This is a genomic window from Phytomonospora endophytica (assembly GCF_014202425.1).
Lineage (GTDB): Bacteria > Actinomycetota > Actinomycetes > Mycobacteriales > Micromonosporaceae > Phytomonospora > Phytomonospora endophytica.
Window position 1 is genome coordinate 1 of record NZ_JACHGT010000008.1, and the last position, 14137, is coordinate 14137.

A 14137-nucleotide genomic window follows, 5' to 3' on the forward strand; every position below is an offset into this window, starting at 1 on the left:
GCACATGAAGAACCTGGGGCAGTCAAGGGAAAGAGCGCCCTTGACAGCCCCAGAACCTTCATGTCGTCCAATCAATGGCCGAAGCGACGGAGACAGAGGTTAGTGGTGGCGGGGGGTGTGTCGCGCTGCGCGCGACCTTGGGGGCCTGGCTCCCGAAGGTTGCGGTCGTGTGGTGGGTACTGCGTCCCGGCGAACGCGGGAACACACCGCGAGATCAACACCACCCCCACGCCCTGACGCGGCGGCGGTGGCGGCGGGAGAGGTGGCGGTGGCGGTGGTGGCGGCAGAGGCAGGCGTGGTCTCGGTCAGCGAGCGCCTCCACGATCCCGCTTCCTCCAGCGCCTCAGCTCCCGCCCAGCTCGTACAACCGAATTTCTCCCGGCACTCCCCCGTACACGACCAGCGCGCCCTCCTCGTACCCGTTGACGAACCCGTCGTGCGCGACCGACGTCCGGCCGTCGGCGAGTTCCACCGCCCACACGTCGCGTCGTCCGACGACGGGGCCGTCGAGAACGAGTCGTCCTTCACCGGTCAGGAAGCCGCCGGGCGTGAGTTCCCTCGTGCTCAGATCGGTCTCCCACTTCTCTTCTCCGAGTTCGGTCAGCGCCGTGAGCGTTCCTTCGGCCAGCCCGATCGCCGAGCCGTGTCCGATGGCGATCAGTTTCCGGCCGCCCACGTCGCCGCCCTGGGGCGCCAGTCCCGTCGCGAGGTCGATGAGCAGGTACTGGCCGACCGGTCCGGGGCTTTCGGCTCGGGCGGCGTCCAGGAGGACGCGTCCTTCATCGAGTGACCACGGGGTCCGGGGGTCGGCGTCGAAGAAGTCGTAGAAGGTCGGCCGGTCCCAGATCTTCACGCCCGTGGCCGGGTCGTAGGCGGACAGTCGTCCGCGTACGCCCCGGTCGAGCACCTGCTCGCCGACGACCTCCAGGATCGGCGCGTCCTGACCGCCGGCGACCGTCCAGCTCGCCCGGACCTTCGCGTCGGCGGTGCCGAGCACGGTCACGTCGACCAGGTGGCCCGGCTCCTCCCTGGCGGCCGTGAGGAGGAAGAACTCCCCGGCGGGCGCCTCCAGCAGCACCGGTCCCCGGTTCGGGACCGCGACGAGCTGGTTGCGGGCCGAGTACCTGTTCGGCAGGAGCGGGCCGTCGGTGGTCTCCAGGTGCCACAGTTCGCGGCCGTCGTCGAGGGCGTAGGCCGTCAGTTCGCACAGTTCGCGGAAGGTGACGACGATGAGCGTGTTCGCGGTGACGGTGGCGTAGGCGCCGTCGGCTTCGTCCGGCCAGGCGCCCGGGACGTCGAAGCGGACGTCGCCGGTGGCGAGGTCGAGGACCTCGAAGCCACGGGGGTTGAACGGCGGATCGCCGGACGCGAGGACGGGGAGCACGATCGCGTCGCCGGACAGCAGTACGGTCGCGTTCGCCGCGTACATGTCGAGTCCGTCGGCGCCGTACCCGGCGAGTGTGTCCCCGTAGCCGCGGCTCCACAGTTCGGCACCGCTCGCCCGGTCGAAGGCGGCCAGTCCCTTGCTCCCGATCACCAGCGCGACCGGCCCGCGCACCCTGGTCGCCAGCGCCTTGCCCGCCGTCGGCGTCAGCGGCGCCGACCAGACCGCGGCGAGTTCGGCCACCTCGGGCGGCGGTGCCGTCGCCCGGACCGCCACGACACCCGCGACGAGCACCGCGACCGCGGCCGCGGTGACCAGCAGCCCCCGCGCCGCTTCGGCGGGGCCGGTGGTTCCGCCACGTCCAGGTCGATGTGACCGTCCACGTCAGCCTCCCGGCGTGTGCAGCCGGATCGTCCGCTCGTCGGCGCGCGTCGACGACAACAGCGCGCCGTCCCCGAAACCCGCGAGCACCCCGTCGGGGAGGCTCCCGACCCGGCCCGTCGCCAACTCCACCGTCCACAGGTACCGCCGCGTCTCCCCGCCGAACCCCAGCTCACCGCCGATGACCAGCCAGCCGCCGCCGGTCAGGATCCCCTCCGGCCGGAAACCCGCGGCGGTCCAGCCCGCCGGACGCAGCGACGTCGTCCACGAGAACCCGCCGAAGGCGGTCAGTTCGGCCAGTTCGGAGTCGATGCCGACGGCGAAGTCGCGGCCCGCGCACACGAGCTTGCGGCCGTCGAGGTCGAAGGGCTCCGGACCTTCGCCCGTCGTGAGGTCGATGAGCTGGTAGCCGCCCGTGCCGGAAGGCGCGTCGATGAGGAGGCCGTCGGCGAAAGACCAGTGCGGGCCCTTCGACTCGAAGGAACCGGTGAGCCACTCGCGGGTCCACGTCGGTTCGCCCGTCGTGAGATCGACGCCGTGGATGGCGCGCACCTCGGGGTCGACGAGGAGCACGGCCCCGGCGACGACCTCCAGCCAGCCCAGCCGGTACGGCTCACCGGACCAGGTCGCCAGCACGCCACCGTCGTCGACGCGGACGACGTCGACCTCCCGCAGCTCGCCGGAGAGGCGAAGCTCCAGGTAGACCCCGCCGAGCGGTTCGATGCGGCCGGGACCGGTGTTGGCGATGCCGGTGGGCTGCCGGTCGAGGGACACGTCGGAGGGCAGGACTGCCACGGCCTCCTGAGCTGTCCGGCGGAACCACAGGTCCCGCCCGTCGGCCAAGGCGTGGGCGGTGACCTCACCGTCCGCGCCGACCCGCTCCACCAGCAGCGCGTTCGCGCTCACATGGGCGTAGGCCTCCGGTGCGCCGTCCTCACCCGGCGCGACGGGCACGCTGAAACGGGTCGCGCCGGTCGGCAGGTCGACGACCTCGAAGGCGGTGAGCACGCCGTCGGTGTGCCGGGGCAGGACGAGCGCGGCCCCCGACAATTGCACGTAGAACCGGACACTGTCCAGGTCCAGGCCGCCCTCGATCGCGCCGAGGATCTCCGGGCCGAACTCGCGCCGCCAGCGTTCGGCGCCGGACGCCCGGTCCAGGGCGAGGAGGCCGTTCTGCGCGATGACCAGGACCGTCGCGCCCTCGACGCGGGCCGAGACGACCCAGCCGAGCTCCGTCGGCAGCCGGTGACTCCACAGCTCCGGCAACGCGACCGGCCCGGGCGGCTCGTCGGGCCCGGTCAGGCGGACTAAACCCGCGCCGACGGCGACCACCGCGACGCCCGCGCCGCCGAACAGGATCCCGCGCCGGCTCAGTCGGCGCGGCGGTGTCGTCGGCTCCTCGGGCGCGTCGAGGTCGATCCGGAACTCGGGCATGACCCATCGTAGGAGTCCCGGGACGAAAAAGCGGCCCCCCGGAATCCGGAGGGCCGCCGCACGTGCGCCAGGTCAGGTGAACAGCGGGTTGACCAGGTAGTACACGCCCATCGCGACGAGTGCCGCGGCCGGGAAGGTCAGCACCCAGGCGATCACGATGTTGCCCGCGACACCCCAGCGGACGGCGTACTTGCCCTTCGTCGCGCCGACGCCCATGATCGCCGAGGTGATCGTGTGCGTCGTCGAGATGGGCGCGCCGAACGCGAGCGCGTTCGCGTACAGGACACCCGAGGCGACCGTCTCCGCCGCGAAGCCCTCCGGCGGACCCAGGTGGATCACGCGGCGGCCGAGCGTGCGGATGATGCGCCAGCCGCCGGCGTAGGTGCCCAGCGCGAGCACACCCGCCGACGTGAAGAACACCCACTGCGGGATGTGCTCGGTGTTGTTCTGGTAGCCGCCGACGAAGAGCGCCAGGACGACGATGCCCATCGTCTTGGCCGCGTCCTGCATACCGTGACCGACGGCCATGCCCGCCGCCGAGACCGACTGGGCGACGCGGAAACCGCGGTTCAGCTTCGCCGGGTTGCCCCGGCGGAAGATCCACAGGATCGCGATCATCATGATGTAGCCGAGGATGAAGCCCACGACCGGCGAGGCGATCATCGGGATGATCACCTTGTCGAGGATGCCGCCCCACAGGACCGTCTCGCCGCCGACGATCGTCGCGCCGACCAGGCCGCCGAACAGGGCGTGCGAGGACGACGAGGGGAGCCCGAACCACCAGGTGATCAGGTTCCAGGCGATCGCGCCGATCACCCCGGACAGGATGATCGACAGGCTGTGCATCACCGGAGGCAGCTCCACGATCCCGGAGCCGACCGTCTTGGCGACCTTCGCGCCCAGGTGGGCGCCCACGAAGTTGCCGACCGCCGCCAGCGCCAGGGCCGCCCGCGGCGTCAGTGCCCGCGTCGACACCGAGGTCGCGATCGCGTTGGCCGCGTCGTGGAAACCGTTGGTGTAATCGAACGCCATGGCCGCGATGATCACGGCCAGCACGCCGATAAGGGTGGCGTCCACGGTGCCTAGGACTCCTTGACCGAAATGGTCTCGATGGTGTTCGCGACGTGCTCGAAGGCGTCACAGGCGGCCTCCAGCTCGTCGGCCACCTCCTTCATCTTCAGCACCGTCAGCGCGTCGTACTCGCCGGAGAACAGGCGGACGAGGAGCATGCGGTAGGCGCGGTCCCCGTCGTTTTCGAGACGGTTGATCTCGATCCAGTACTCCTTGAGGTTGTGCATCCCCTTCAGGCGGGGCAGAGCGTCGGCCGTGATGCGCGCCTGCGCGTTCAAGACGTCGAAGAGATCGATCATCTCGCGCGGCGGCGCCGGGAGCTCGGAGAGACCGTAGAGGTAGACGAGGTTGCCGGCGGCCTCGATGTGGTCCATCACGTCGTCGAGCTGCGAACCGAGGGCGTACATGTCCTCACGGTCGAGCGGCGTGACGAAGGTCGAGTTGATCTTGTTGTACAGATCGTGGGTCAACTGGTCGTTATCGTGCTCGACCTCGACCAGACGCTCGGAGACCGACTGCGTGTCGGCGCCCGCGACGGCCAGTTCGGACAGGATCTCCATGCCGCGGACCAGGTTCTTGCCCGCGTTGCTGAAGAACTGGTAGAACGCGTCGTCTTGCGGACGCAGCGAGAATCGCACCTCGTACCTCAATGGCTATAAGAACGACAGATGAACTGAGACGGTTGCGCAGTCACCATACCCGCACGGTCGGGGTGGCACGCGGCGCTCTGCTTTCTGTTCGCTTCGCTCACGCTGGGGGTCCGCCCCGGGGGGCCCTCTCATCTGCCTGGTCAGGGTTGGCGGGGTGCCCGGCGTGAGGGCGGGGGATGGCGGCGCGGCGGCGGGCTGGTCGTCGGGTGGCCGAGGGACGGCGGCGCGATCGGCGTCGGTATCGATGTCGATCCGCAGCGGCATGTCGGCGACTTCCTCGGCACCCGCAGGGCCGAGCCGTACGGTCGTGCCGCGAGTGCATCCGGCGGGGCGCACTCCCGGCCTGGCGATTCGCCGTCGGCCGGAGCCGCAGTGTTGCGCCGATGGTGGGGGCGGGAGGGGGCGGGTGAGGGGCGGGCGCCGGGTGGCCGGGTGGCCGGGGGCGGGCGGGATGCGGGCAGCGGTCGGCGGCGGACGGCCGTGCGAAACGCGCGTCCCCCCGCTCGCCCCAAAGGGGCCCCAAAAATCACGATACGGGCGAGGTATGACATTTCTGCGATGCGAGGAAGTTTCGCGCGGGGTCGCGGGAGGCGGCGGCGGTGGCTGCCGGGGGCAGGGACGCGCGGCGGGCAGTGTGGTGTTGGGCGGGCGCGGGTGCGGGCGGCGAGCGCCGGGTGGCCGGGCGCGAACAGCCAGCGCCGGGTGGCGGGAGACGTGCGAGGGCCTGAGGCGAGCGGCGAGTGGCCCGGGGCGGGCGGCCAGCGGGGGGAGACGTGCGGCGGGTGCCGGGGCGGATGGCGAGCGGCGGATGGCGAGCGGCGGGTAACGGTAGACGTGCGAGGGCCTGAGGCGAGTGCGGAGGGCGAGGGGCGGGTGCGGGCGGGTGGCGATGGTGGGAGGCCAGCGCCGGGTGGCCGGGGGCGAACAGCCAGCGCCGGGTGGCGTGTGGCGTGTGGCGGGTGGCGTGTGGCGGGTGGGAGGCAAGTGCCGGGGCGGATGGCCAGCGGCCAGCGGCGGGTGGCGGGCCGGTGCCCTCGCACCACGTCGGCGCAGTGAGCGTGCCCGGCGCGAGTGGCCACCACACGTCGCGCGGCGGCGAAGGCGTGTGGGGCCATCGCGCGGCGCCGCGAGCGTCGAGGTGCCGCATGCATGCGCCGCCCACGGCTGCTGCTCACCAGATGTGAGGTGCCCGGCGTCCTCTCGGACGCCGGACGCCGGGCACGCTGGCCGCTGGCCGCTGGCCGCCGCACCCGCGTGTCAGCCGCCGCACTCACGTCGGCCGCGCGCCCGCCCCCGCCCTCACACCCGCCGCAGTTGCAGCACCGCCACTCGTGCGTCGTGGCCGTCGACGTCCATCGGGATCGTCTTCGTGTTGCGCAGGCGGATCTCGACGCCGTTGGTTCCCGGGACCCAGCCGATCTGGTCGATGCCGCCGTCGAAGGCGCGCGTTTCGAGCGCCGGGTACAGCTTCGGCATCGGGCTGCGGTTGGTGTCGCCCGTCCAGATCACCGGATAGCCCTGGTCGTGCCAGTGGTCCATGACGACGCGCAACTCGCCGAAATGGATCCCCCACATCTCGTCGCGCCACTCCTCGTACGGATCGGTCTCGCCGTTCCAGGCACCGGCGACGAAGTGCGTGTTGACGAAGGCGAACTTCAGGGCCGGGTCGTCGGCGGCGGAGAGCAGGACGTCGGTGATGACGCGGTTGGGCGACACCCCCTCCTTACCGCCGTGGACGGGGGTGACCCGCTGCGCGAGCACGTCGTAGACCTTCGGCGCCGAGATCGGGACGCGGTGACCGCCGTCGTCGAGATGCAGATTGCGGAAGTAGGAGCCGAAGTGCTCGTTGATCCACCCCTTCTCCAGGGTGTCACCGTCGCCTTCGCCGATCTCCTGCCAGCCGACGAGCGGCCGGTCCTCACCGCCCTCCAGGTCGAGGGCGTTGCGGACGGCGACGATCGCCGCCTCGCGCCGGCCCAGGTTCTCGCGGCCGATGTTGGCGGTGACGACGCCGAGATTTCGCCACGCCGTCGCCGCGCTCGCGGTGCCGGGGAGGGCGGCGGCCAGGACGGCGCCGCCGGCGAGGCCGAGGGCGCTTCTTCTGCTGATCGTGTTCATCACGACACCGTGAATCCGGCGGCGGGTTTCGTCAGGACGCCGGTCATCGGGAAGCGGGTGGAGCCGTTCCACCAGTGCCAGACCACGCGGAGGGATCCGTTCGCGGCGGCGAAGACGTCCATCCCGCCGGGGCCCTGGTGATTGCCGGGGAGACCACGGATCGGGTTGATCCCCGACGCGCCGGTGAAGCCGAAGTACGGGCGTGCGACTCCCTGCGTGATCGGCGTGCAGTGCGAACCGGGCAGCGGCGTGGTCCCGCAGTCGGCGATGCCCGTCGAGTAACGGGGACTGTCCCAGTTGTTGCCGGAGTAGGCGAGATACCAGCGTCCGCCGGTGCTCCACATCGACGGGTTCTCGACGACGTGCGTGCCGCCGGAGGTCTTCGCGGTGTCCCAGGTGATGTCGGTGCTCTTGAGCATGTCGCGGCGGGTGTCCCACACCGCGCGGCCCTCGCCGTCGGTGCGGACGGTCGAGATGCCGGTTTCGGCGCCCGTCGCGATGGCGTCGTCCCGGTAGGTGACGTACAGGCTGGAACCCGCGACGAAGGGGTTGGCGTCGAGCGCCCACCGGCCCTCGCCGGGGCAGGCCCACTCGCCCTGGTTGACGAAGGGACCGCGCGCGCTGCCGGAGATCGCGCGGCCGATGCACTTCTGGCCGGATCCCTTGCGCGAAGCCGTGTAGAACATGAAGTAGCGCTCGCCGAAGCGGGCGACGCCCGGCGCCCAGATCGCGCCGCCGGGCTCGGCCCACGCGCCCGGCCCGGACGGGAGGGCGTCGGCGGACGCGCAGTCGGACATGCCGACGTCACTGCCGGAGCCGTGCGCGAGGACCGGGACGTAGAGCTTGCCGGTGGCGCCACAGCGGGCGCCCGTCCCGGCGCCGACGGTGGTGCCGTACGTGACGTAGGTGCCGTCCTTGGCGAGAACCGTGTCGGGGTCGGCCAGGGGGAAGGTCGAACTGGCGGCGAGGGGGGTGATGCCGCCGCCGGGCGCGACGGGCGCGGCCGACGCGGGGGTGGCCAATGCGGTGACGGGCGCGGCTAAGGCCAGTGCGGTCGCGAGGGCGACGAGGGATCGTCTCACCGGGTGCCTCCTCGGGTAAGGGGTGATTTGCGACCCTATCGGGAGGAGGCAACGGCGGGGTGAGGGCTAGGCGTCGAGGCGGCCGGACTTGAGGTCGGTGGTGAAGGCGGTCCAGGCGGTGGTGGGGACGGCGAGGGTGGGGTAGTCGCCGAAGTCACCGGCGCAGTCCTTGGAGTCGCGGACGACGACGGTGGCGTGCCAGGAGGCGACGTCGACGCAGTTGGCTCCGGAGCCGTTGGAGTAGGAGGAGCGGCGGAAGACTGGCGTGGGGGTCATGGCGGGGTCAGTCCTTCCGGAATCGGGCGCGGTTCCGTGCCGTCAGCCGTCGAGGCGGCCGGACTTGAGCTCGGTGGTGAAGGCGGTCCAGGCGGTGGTGGGGACGGTGAGGGTGGGGTAGTCGCCGAAGTCGCCGGTGCAGTCCTTGGAGTCGCGGAGGACGACGGTGTCGTGCCAGGCGCCAACGTCAACGCAGTTCGATCCGGTTCCGTTGGTGGAATTACGGAAGACCGGCCCGGTCCGAGTGGTCACTTCGTTATTCCTTTCCTTGTTTCCTGAAATCGTCTCGTACCTTCTTGATCAGGGCAAGTGACCGCGACGGTGGCTCGGCGGTCGCGCGACTGCTCTCGAAGGCGTCCGCGAAACGCCGAACATCCTCGGGCTCTTCGATGAAGGTGTCCCGCCAGTGCAGTTGTTCCAGATAAACCGTGCCGGGGTCGTCCGCGTCCGCGAATCGAAGGATGGCGTACCTGGCGCCGAGACTGCCGTGGGCACCTGCGGAGAACGGCATGATCTGGATTTCGATGTTCGGCCGCTCCGCCATCTTGAGCAGGTGATCAAGTTGCTCGGCCATGACCTCCGGCGATCCGATCGGGCGAGCGAAGATGCTCTCATCGAGCACGGCCACCAGTTCGCATGGCCTGTCCTCGCGGAGGAGAATCTGTTGCCGTTCCATGCGGACTTCGATACGCCGGTCTAGTTCCACGCGGGTCACTCCCGGGAACTCGGACTGCACGAGGGCCTCAATGTAGGCGGGCGTCTGGAGCAGGCCGGGGACGAGGCTCTCCAGATAGCAGATCCGCGACGCCCCACCCTCCAGTCCGATGTAGATCGAGTTCACCAGGTCGGTGTACTTCGCCCACCACGCGCGCTTGCGTCCCTGCCTGGCGAGTTCGATGCAACGTTGGCGTTCTTCCTCATCGGCGACGCCGTAGTGGTCGAGGATGCGTTCGACGATGACCGGGTTCAGGGCCTGCTTGCCGTTCTCAGCACGTGACAGCGAGCCCGGCGAGATCGACGCGACCTTGGCGGCCGGTTCCAGCCGTGTGTCACTGGTGCTGGCCAGGCGGTGGGCCCGCAGCCTGAAGCCGAGGGCTCGCAGGCTGACCGTGGGATTCGTGGCGCTCATCCTCTGCTTCCTTCGCCGGGCGACCTTGGGCGTGATGATCCTTCTCGGCCGAAATTTCTCATACAAAACACCGTAGATGCACTTGCGTATTAGATCGGCCCGTGCGATGGTCTGAATTGACCCGCCTCACACCACCTTCGCCGTGGTTGGGCAGGTCGAAGAGCGGGGGCCGAGGTGTTCGGCTTTGGCGGCTCACCGTCCTACGCGACTGGTTCGGCTGGACACGACGACTCGACCGCGCACTCACCCTCCTCCGCCGCAACATCACCATCACCCCGGCCACCATCGACCGGCAATGACACCTACGAAGAAGCGTCCCGCAGCCGCTTCAGCGCCCCGACCACCTTGTCCTTGTCCGTCGTGTACCAAAGCGGCGGCAGCGACTCGCGCAGATACCGCCCGTACGACCGGGCGTTCTCCAGCCGCGCGTCGAGTACGGCGACCACGCCCTTGTCGGACGTGGACCGGATCAGCCGCCCGACGCCCTGCGCGAGCCGGATCGCCGCGTAGGGCACGCTGACCTGGGCGAAGCCCGAGCCGCCGGCGTTGTCGGCGGCCGCGCTGCGGGCCGCCATGAGCGGCTCGTCCGGCCTGGGGAAGGGCAGCCGGTCGACGACGACGAGCTGGCACGCGTCCCCGGGCACGTCGACGCCCTGCCACAACGACATGACCCCCAGCAGGCACGTCTCGGGTTCGGCGCGGAAGCGCCTGACCAGCGGCGGCAGCGACTCCTCGCCCTGCACGAGGATCGGCAGGTCGGTGCGTTCGCGCAGCACCTCGGCGGCGCGCTCGGCGGCCTTCCGCGACGAGAACAACCCCAGCGTGCGCCCGCCGATGGCGGTGACGAGCCGGACCAGCTCCTCGGCGGCGGCCTCCGACAGCCCCGACATCGTCGGCTTCGGCAGGTGCGCGGCGACGTAGAGGATCCCCTGCTTGCGGTAGTCGAAGGGCGAACCGACGTCGAGGGTGTCGGCCTCCGACTCCTCGATGCCCAGGGCGCGGGTGACGTTGTCGAACTTCCCGCCCAAAGTGAGAGTGGCCGAGGTGACCACGACGGTCCGTTCGGCGAACAGCTCCTCGCCGAGGATCCCGGCGACCGACAGGGGGGCGACGGTGAGCTGGCGGCGACGCCCCCCTGTGCCCGCTGCGCTATCGGCCCAGATGACGTCGTACTCCGACTCCTGGAGCATCCGCTGCACGACGTCGCGCAGGTCGCCGACGCCGGTCTTGGCCTGCTGCTTGAGCAGCGACTCGTCGTCCTTGCCCACGGTGATCTCCGAGAACGCGTCCCGGCACGCGCCTTCCAGCAGCGTCAGGGCCTGCCGCAGGTGGTCGGGGAGCTGCACGAGACGCGAGGAGGGCAGATTGTCGAGGGAGGCGTCGAAGGCGGCGCCGCCGTCGGTGAACTTCTCCTTCGTCTCCCGCGACACGAACTGCCCGGCCCGGCGCATCGTCCGCTCGATCCCGGCCACCGACAGCTCGGCCTGGGCCGCGCCGGTCGCGCGGTCGGCGAGTTCGTGGGCCTCGTCGACGATGAGGAGGTCGTGGTCGGGGAGGACCTTGCGGCCGTTGAGCAGGTCGATGGCGAGGAGGGAGTGGTTGGTGACGACGATGTCGGCCTCGCGGGCGGCGCCGCGGGCCTTCTCGGCGAAGCAGATGTCGCCCTGCGGGCACTTCTGGGCGCCGACGCATTCGCGCGACGACACCGACACGCCGCGCCACACGGTGTCGGGCACGCCGGGGTCGAGTTCGTCGCGGTCGCCGTTCTCGGTCTCGTTGGCCCACTCGTGGACGCGTTTGACGTGCTTCTCCATGCGCCCGGCCTGCCCGAGCCAGGCACCGCCGTCGAGGGAGTCCTGCTCCTCCTCGGGCTCGGGTTCGGCGAGTTTCGCGGCGCAGAGATAGTGGTGACGGCCCTTGAGGACGGCGAAGGTGGCCTTGCGGCCGAGGACTTCCTCGGTGGCGTCGGCGAGGCGGGGCAGGTCGGTGTCGACGAGCTGCGCCTGGAGGGCGAGGGTCGCGGTGGACACGACGACGGGCCGCTCGGACAGCAGGGAGGGCACGAGGTAGCCAAGGGATTTGCCGGTGCCGGTGCCCGCCTGCACGAGGAGATGTCTGCGGGTGGTGCGAGCCTTGTCGATCGCTTCGACCATCTGCTGCTGACCTGGGCGGATCTGGCCGCCCGGGACAGCGCTCACGGCCGCGTCCAGCAGTTTCACGACTTCCGTTTCGGCACCGACCACGACGCGACGCTACCCGCCGGGTCCGACAATCCGCCCGGCGCACCCCCGCCTCGTAACGCTTTCGGCCCGAACGGCCAATAACCGTCGTAAGCCCGAAACAGCGAGAGGAGATCGATACCCGTGACCGCCGACGGCACCACCCGGATCGGGAGCGACCCGGCCGCGTTCGAGTCCTTCTACCGGGCGCACATCACCGCCGTGCAGCGTTTCGTGGCCCGGCGGATCGCCGAGCCGTTCCTGGCCGCCGACCTGGTCGCCGAGGTGTTCCTCGCGGCGATCGGTTCGGCGAAGGGGTACCGGCCTTCGCGTGGCACACCGCGCAACTGGCTCTACGGCGTCGCCCGCAACGTCATCGCCGCCGAGCACAAGCGGCAGGCGAAATTCCTGGTCGGAGCGATCCGCGCGGTCGGCATGCGCCGCCTCGACCCCGACGACCTGGCCCGGGCCGAGGAGCGCATCGACGCCGAGGCCCGTGCCCGTGAGCTGTACCGGGCCATGGACGGCCTGCCGAAAGGCGAGCGGGCCGTGCTCGAACTGGTCGCCCTCGACGGCCTCGACGTGGCCGAGGCCGCGCGGGTGCTCGGCGTCAAGCCGGGGACCGCGCGCGTACGACTCCACCGGGCCCGCCGCCGTGTCGGCGGCGAGCTCACCACCAGCGCGCCCGCGACGGCGCACCACTGAAGGGAAGTCCCATGAAAGAGCAACTGGGCGGGTACGAGACCCGCCTGCTGGCCGAGCTGACCGAGGTCGTCGAGACGCGTTCCGCGTCGCGGTCGTGGTTCACGATGCCGAAACTGGCCGTGGGAGGCGTGGCGCTGGCCGCTTTGGCCGTGACCGGCGGTCTGACGCTGCCGGTGTTCGGAGGGGCGAGTGAGCGTTCGCCGAACAACGACGTGGCGGTGACGGCCGAGCCGCCGGTCATCGAGAAGCCGGCCGGTTTCTCGCTGGCGGTGTCGGCCGATGACGGATCGGTCACCGTCACCATCGACGACATCACCGACGACGAGGGCCTGGAGGCCGCGCTCAAGGAGAAGGGCGTCGCGTCGAACGTCGTCGTTCTCGACGGCGTCCACAGCGACTGCGACTGGCCCGCCTACGAGCACCCCGATCCCGAGCCCTGGTTCGGTGGCGGGCACGACGGTCAGGGCGGGGCCACCTTCACGGTGCGGCCCGCGGAGTTCTCCGACGGCGTGACGCTGCTCGTCGCCGTCTACCACGTGGTGGCCGACGACGGCACGCCGATCGAGACGCCCCTCGTCGGTATCGCGATGGCGACCGAGGACCCGGGCGACTGCGTCGCGATCGACTGATCCGGTACGGCGGTCCGGCGCGGCGGAAGCACACCGCGCCGGACCGGTTTCCGGTGCCGGGAAGAACGCGTCGGCGTGGGCGCACACGGCGCTGTAGCCGGTGGACCAAAACCCGTCACAGTTCAGCTGTCGCACGCTCTTCCCGGCGCCGCAGGGCGTCAGGCCCTGTTCCCGTAGCCGTACTCGGATACGGAGTTCTTGTCGGTGTCGCGCAGGACGGCCCGGTCGCCCTTGTCGTTCCAGATCGGGCGGTTGATGCCGTAGGAGAAACCTCCCCACTGCGGGTGGATCTGGTTGGTGTAGACCCGGATCCGTTGTCCCGGCTGCAATACCGTGCCCGGCGGGAAGGTGAAGTCCTGCCCGGCGTCGTCGGCGCCGAGGACCCAGCCGGAGATGTTGCCCGCGACGGTCCCGCGGTTGACGATCTCGACGTACTCGTCGGCCTGGGTGTACTTCACCTCGCCCTTGTTGCGGACGGTGGTGAGGACGATCTCGGGCTCGCCGGCCCGGGCGAAGATGGCGACGACCTCGGCGCTGTTCGAGCCGTTCTCGGGGCTGATGAAGGTCCGGACGATCTGTCCGCCCTGCTTGAAACCGCTGATGACGACGCCGTAGGGGATCCCGTCGAGCGTCACGGTCTGCGGTGAGACGAACATCGGCAGGTCCACGATGTCCTCGGGGGCGGGTCCGGTGTTGGGCGTCTCGTTGTGGTGGAACCGGAAGGCGAAGTCGGCCTCGGTCCCGTCCTCGAAGACCACGTGCACGGTCAGATCCACGTCGAACTGGGGCTGCGGCATGCCCTGGATCGGGAAGTTCTCGTGGGTGTAGGTGCCGAGGACGAACTCGGTCCCGTCGGTCCGCACGGGAACGGTGCCGCCCTGGAAGACGTAGCCGCTCTGGCCGGCACCCGCGGGAATCCCCCAGGTGACGTGTTCGGTGCCGAGTCCGCTGACGTTCGGCGGATTGGTGCTCATCGAGGGCCAGGATCCGGTTGTCGATGCGGTGCTCATCGAGCCTCCCTCTTCGTCGAATGGGGCTCTCGACCGGTGGGAATGTGCC

General features: G+C 70.5%; 13 protein-coding genes. 2 read left to right on the top strand and 11 right to left on the bottom strand.

Translation table 11 applies throughout. From position 1 onward, the window contains the following. Positions 1-343: 343 nt before the first annotated feature. From HNR73_RS18625 to HNR73_RS18670, 10 genes are all read right to left on the bottom strand, one after another. Positions 344-1678, bottom strand: coding sequence for an outer membrane protein assembly factor BamB family protein (locus HNR73_RS18625; RefSeq protein ID WP_184788807.1), 1335 nt, complete (start codon positions 1676-1678; stop codon positions 344-346). A 90-nt stretch (positions 1679-1768) separates the two neighbouring features. After that, positions 1769-3199: a PQQ-binding-like beta-propeller repeat protein gene (locus tag HNR73_RS18630; protein WP_184788808.1), complete on the bottom strand. Its 1431-nt coding sequence runs from the start codon at positions 3197-3199 to the stop codon at positions 1769-1771. Between the two features lie 72 nt (positions 3200-3271). Further along, on the bottom strand, positions 3272-4231 hold the full coding sequence (locus HNR73_RS18635) for an inorganic phosphate transporter (RefSeq protein WP_221331024.1): 960 nt from the start codon (positions 4229-4231) through the stop codon (positions 3272-3274). 50 nt (positions 4232-4281) lie between these two features. Further along, the gene (locus HNR73_RS18640) at positions 4282-4908 is read right to left on the bottom strand and encodes a DUF47 domain-containing protein (RefSeq protein WP_184788810.1); all 627 of its coding nucleotides are present in this window, start codon (positions 4906-4908) and stop codon (positions 4282-4284) included. Between the two features lie 1311 nt (positions 4909-6219). Continuing rightward, positions 6220-7038, bottom strand: a complete 819-nt coding sequence (locus HNR73_RS18645) for a hypothetical protein (protein WP_184788811.1) — start codon at positions 7036-7038, stop codon at positions 6220-6222. Further along, entirely contained in the window at positions 7038-8120 is a 1083-nt protein-coding gene (locus HNR73_RS18650) for a family 43 glycosylhydrolase (protein ID WP_184788812.1), read from the bottom strand. The genes HNR73_RS18645 and HNR73_RS18650 overlap by 1 nt, the downstream gene beginning before the upstream one ends. 66 nt (positions 8121-8186) lie before the next feature. Beyond that, complete coding sequence (locus HNR73_RS18655) at positions 8187-8396, bottom strand: DUF397 domain-containing protein (RefSeq protein WP_184788813.1); 210 nt, start codon at positions 8394-8396, stop codon at positions 8187-8189. Between the two features lie 42 nt (positions 8397-8438). Continuing rightward, the gene (locus tag HNR73_RS18660) at positions 8439-8648 is read right to left on the bottom strand and encodes a DUF397 domain-containing protein (RefSeq protein ID WP_184788814.1); all 210 of its coding nucleotides are present in this window, start codon (positions 8646-8648) and stop codon (positions 8439-8441) included. 4 nt (positions 8649-8652) lie between these two features. After that, a complete protein-coding gene (locus HNR73_RS18665; RefSeq protein WP_184788815.1) occupies positions 8653-9525 on the bottom strand; it encodes a helix-turn-helix domain-containing protein in 873 nt (290 codons plus the stop codon). A gap of 302 nt (positions 9526-9827) precedes the next feature. Continuing rightward, positions 9828-11768, bottom strand: a complete 1941-nt coding sequence (locus tag HNR73_RS18670; RefSeq protein WP_505863171.1) for an ATP-dependent DNA helicase — start codon at positions 11766-11768, stop codon at positions 9828-9830. Positions 11769-11888: 120 nt separating this feature from the next. On the opposite strand from HNR73_RS18670, the gene HNR73_RS18675 reads away from it, so the two are divergent. Beyond that, a complete protein-coding gene (locus HNR73_RS18675; protein WP_184788816.1) occupies positions 11889-12449 on the top strand; it encodes an RNA polymerase sigma factor in 561 nt (186 codons plus the stop codon). Positions 12450-12460: 11 nt separating this feature from the next. Further along, the gene (locus tag HNR73_RS18680) at positions 12461-13078 is read left to right on the top strand and encodes a hypothetical protein (RefSeq protein WP_184788817.1); all 618 of its coding nucleotides are present in this window, start codon (positions 12461-12463) and stop codon (positions 13076-13078) included. Positions 13079-13236: 158 nt separating this feature from the next. Here the strand turns inward: HNR73_RS18680 and HNR73_RS18685 are convergent, their stop codons facing one another. Continuing rightward, positions 13237-14088 (bottom strand): lamin tail domain-containing protein, encoded by an 852-nt coding sequence (locus HNR73_RS18685; protein ID WP_184788818.1) that lies wholly within the window; start codon positions 14086-14088, stop codon positions 13237-13239. Positions 14089-14137: the final 49 nt, after the last annotated feature.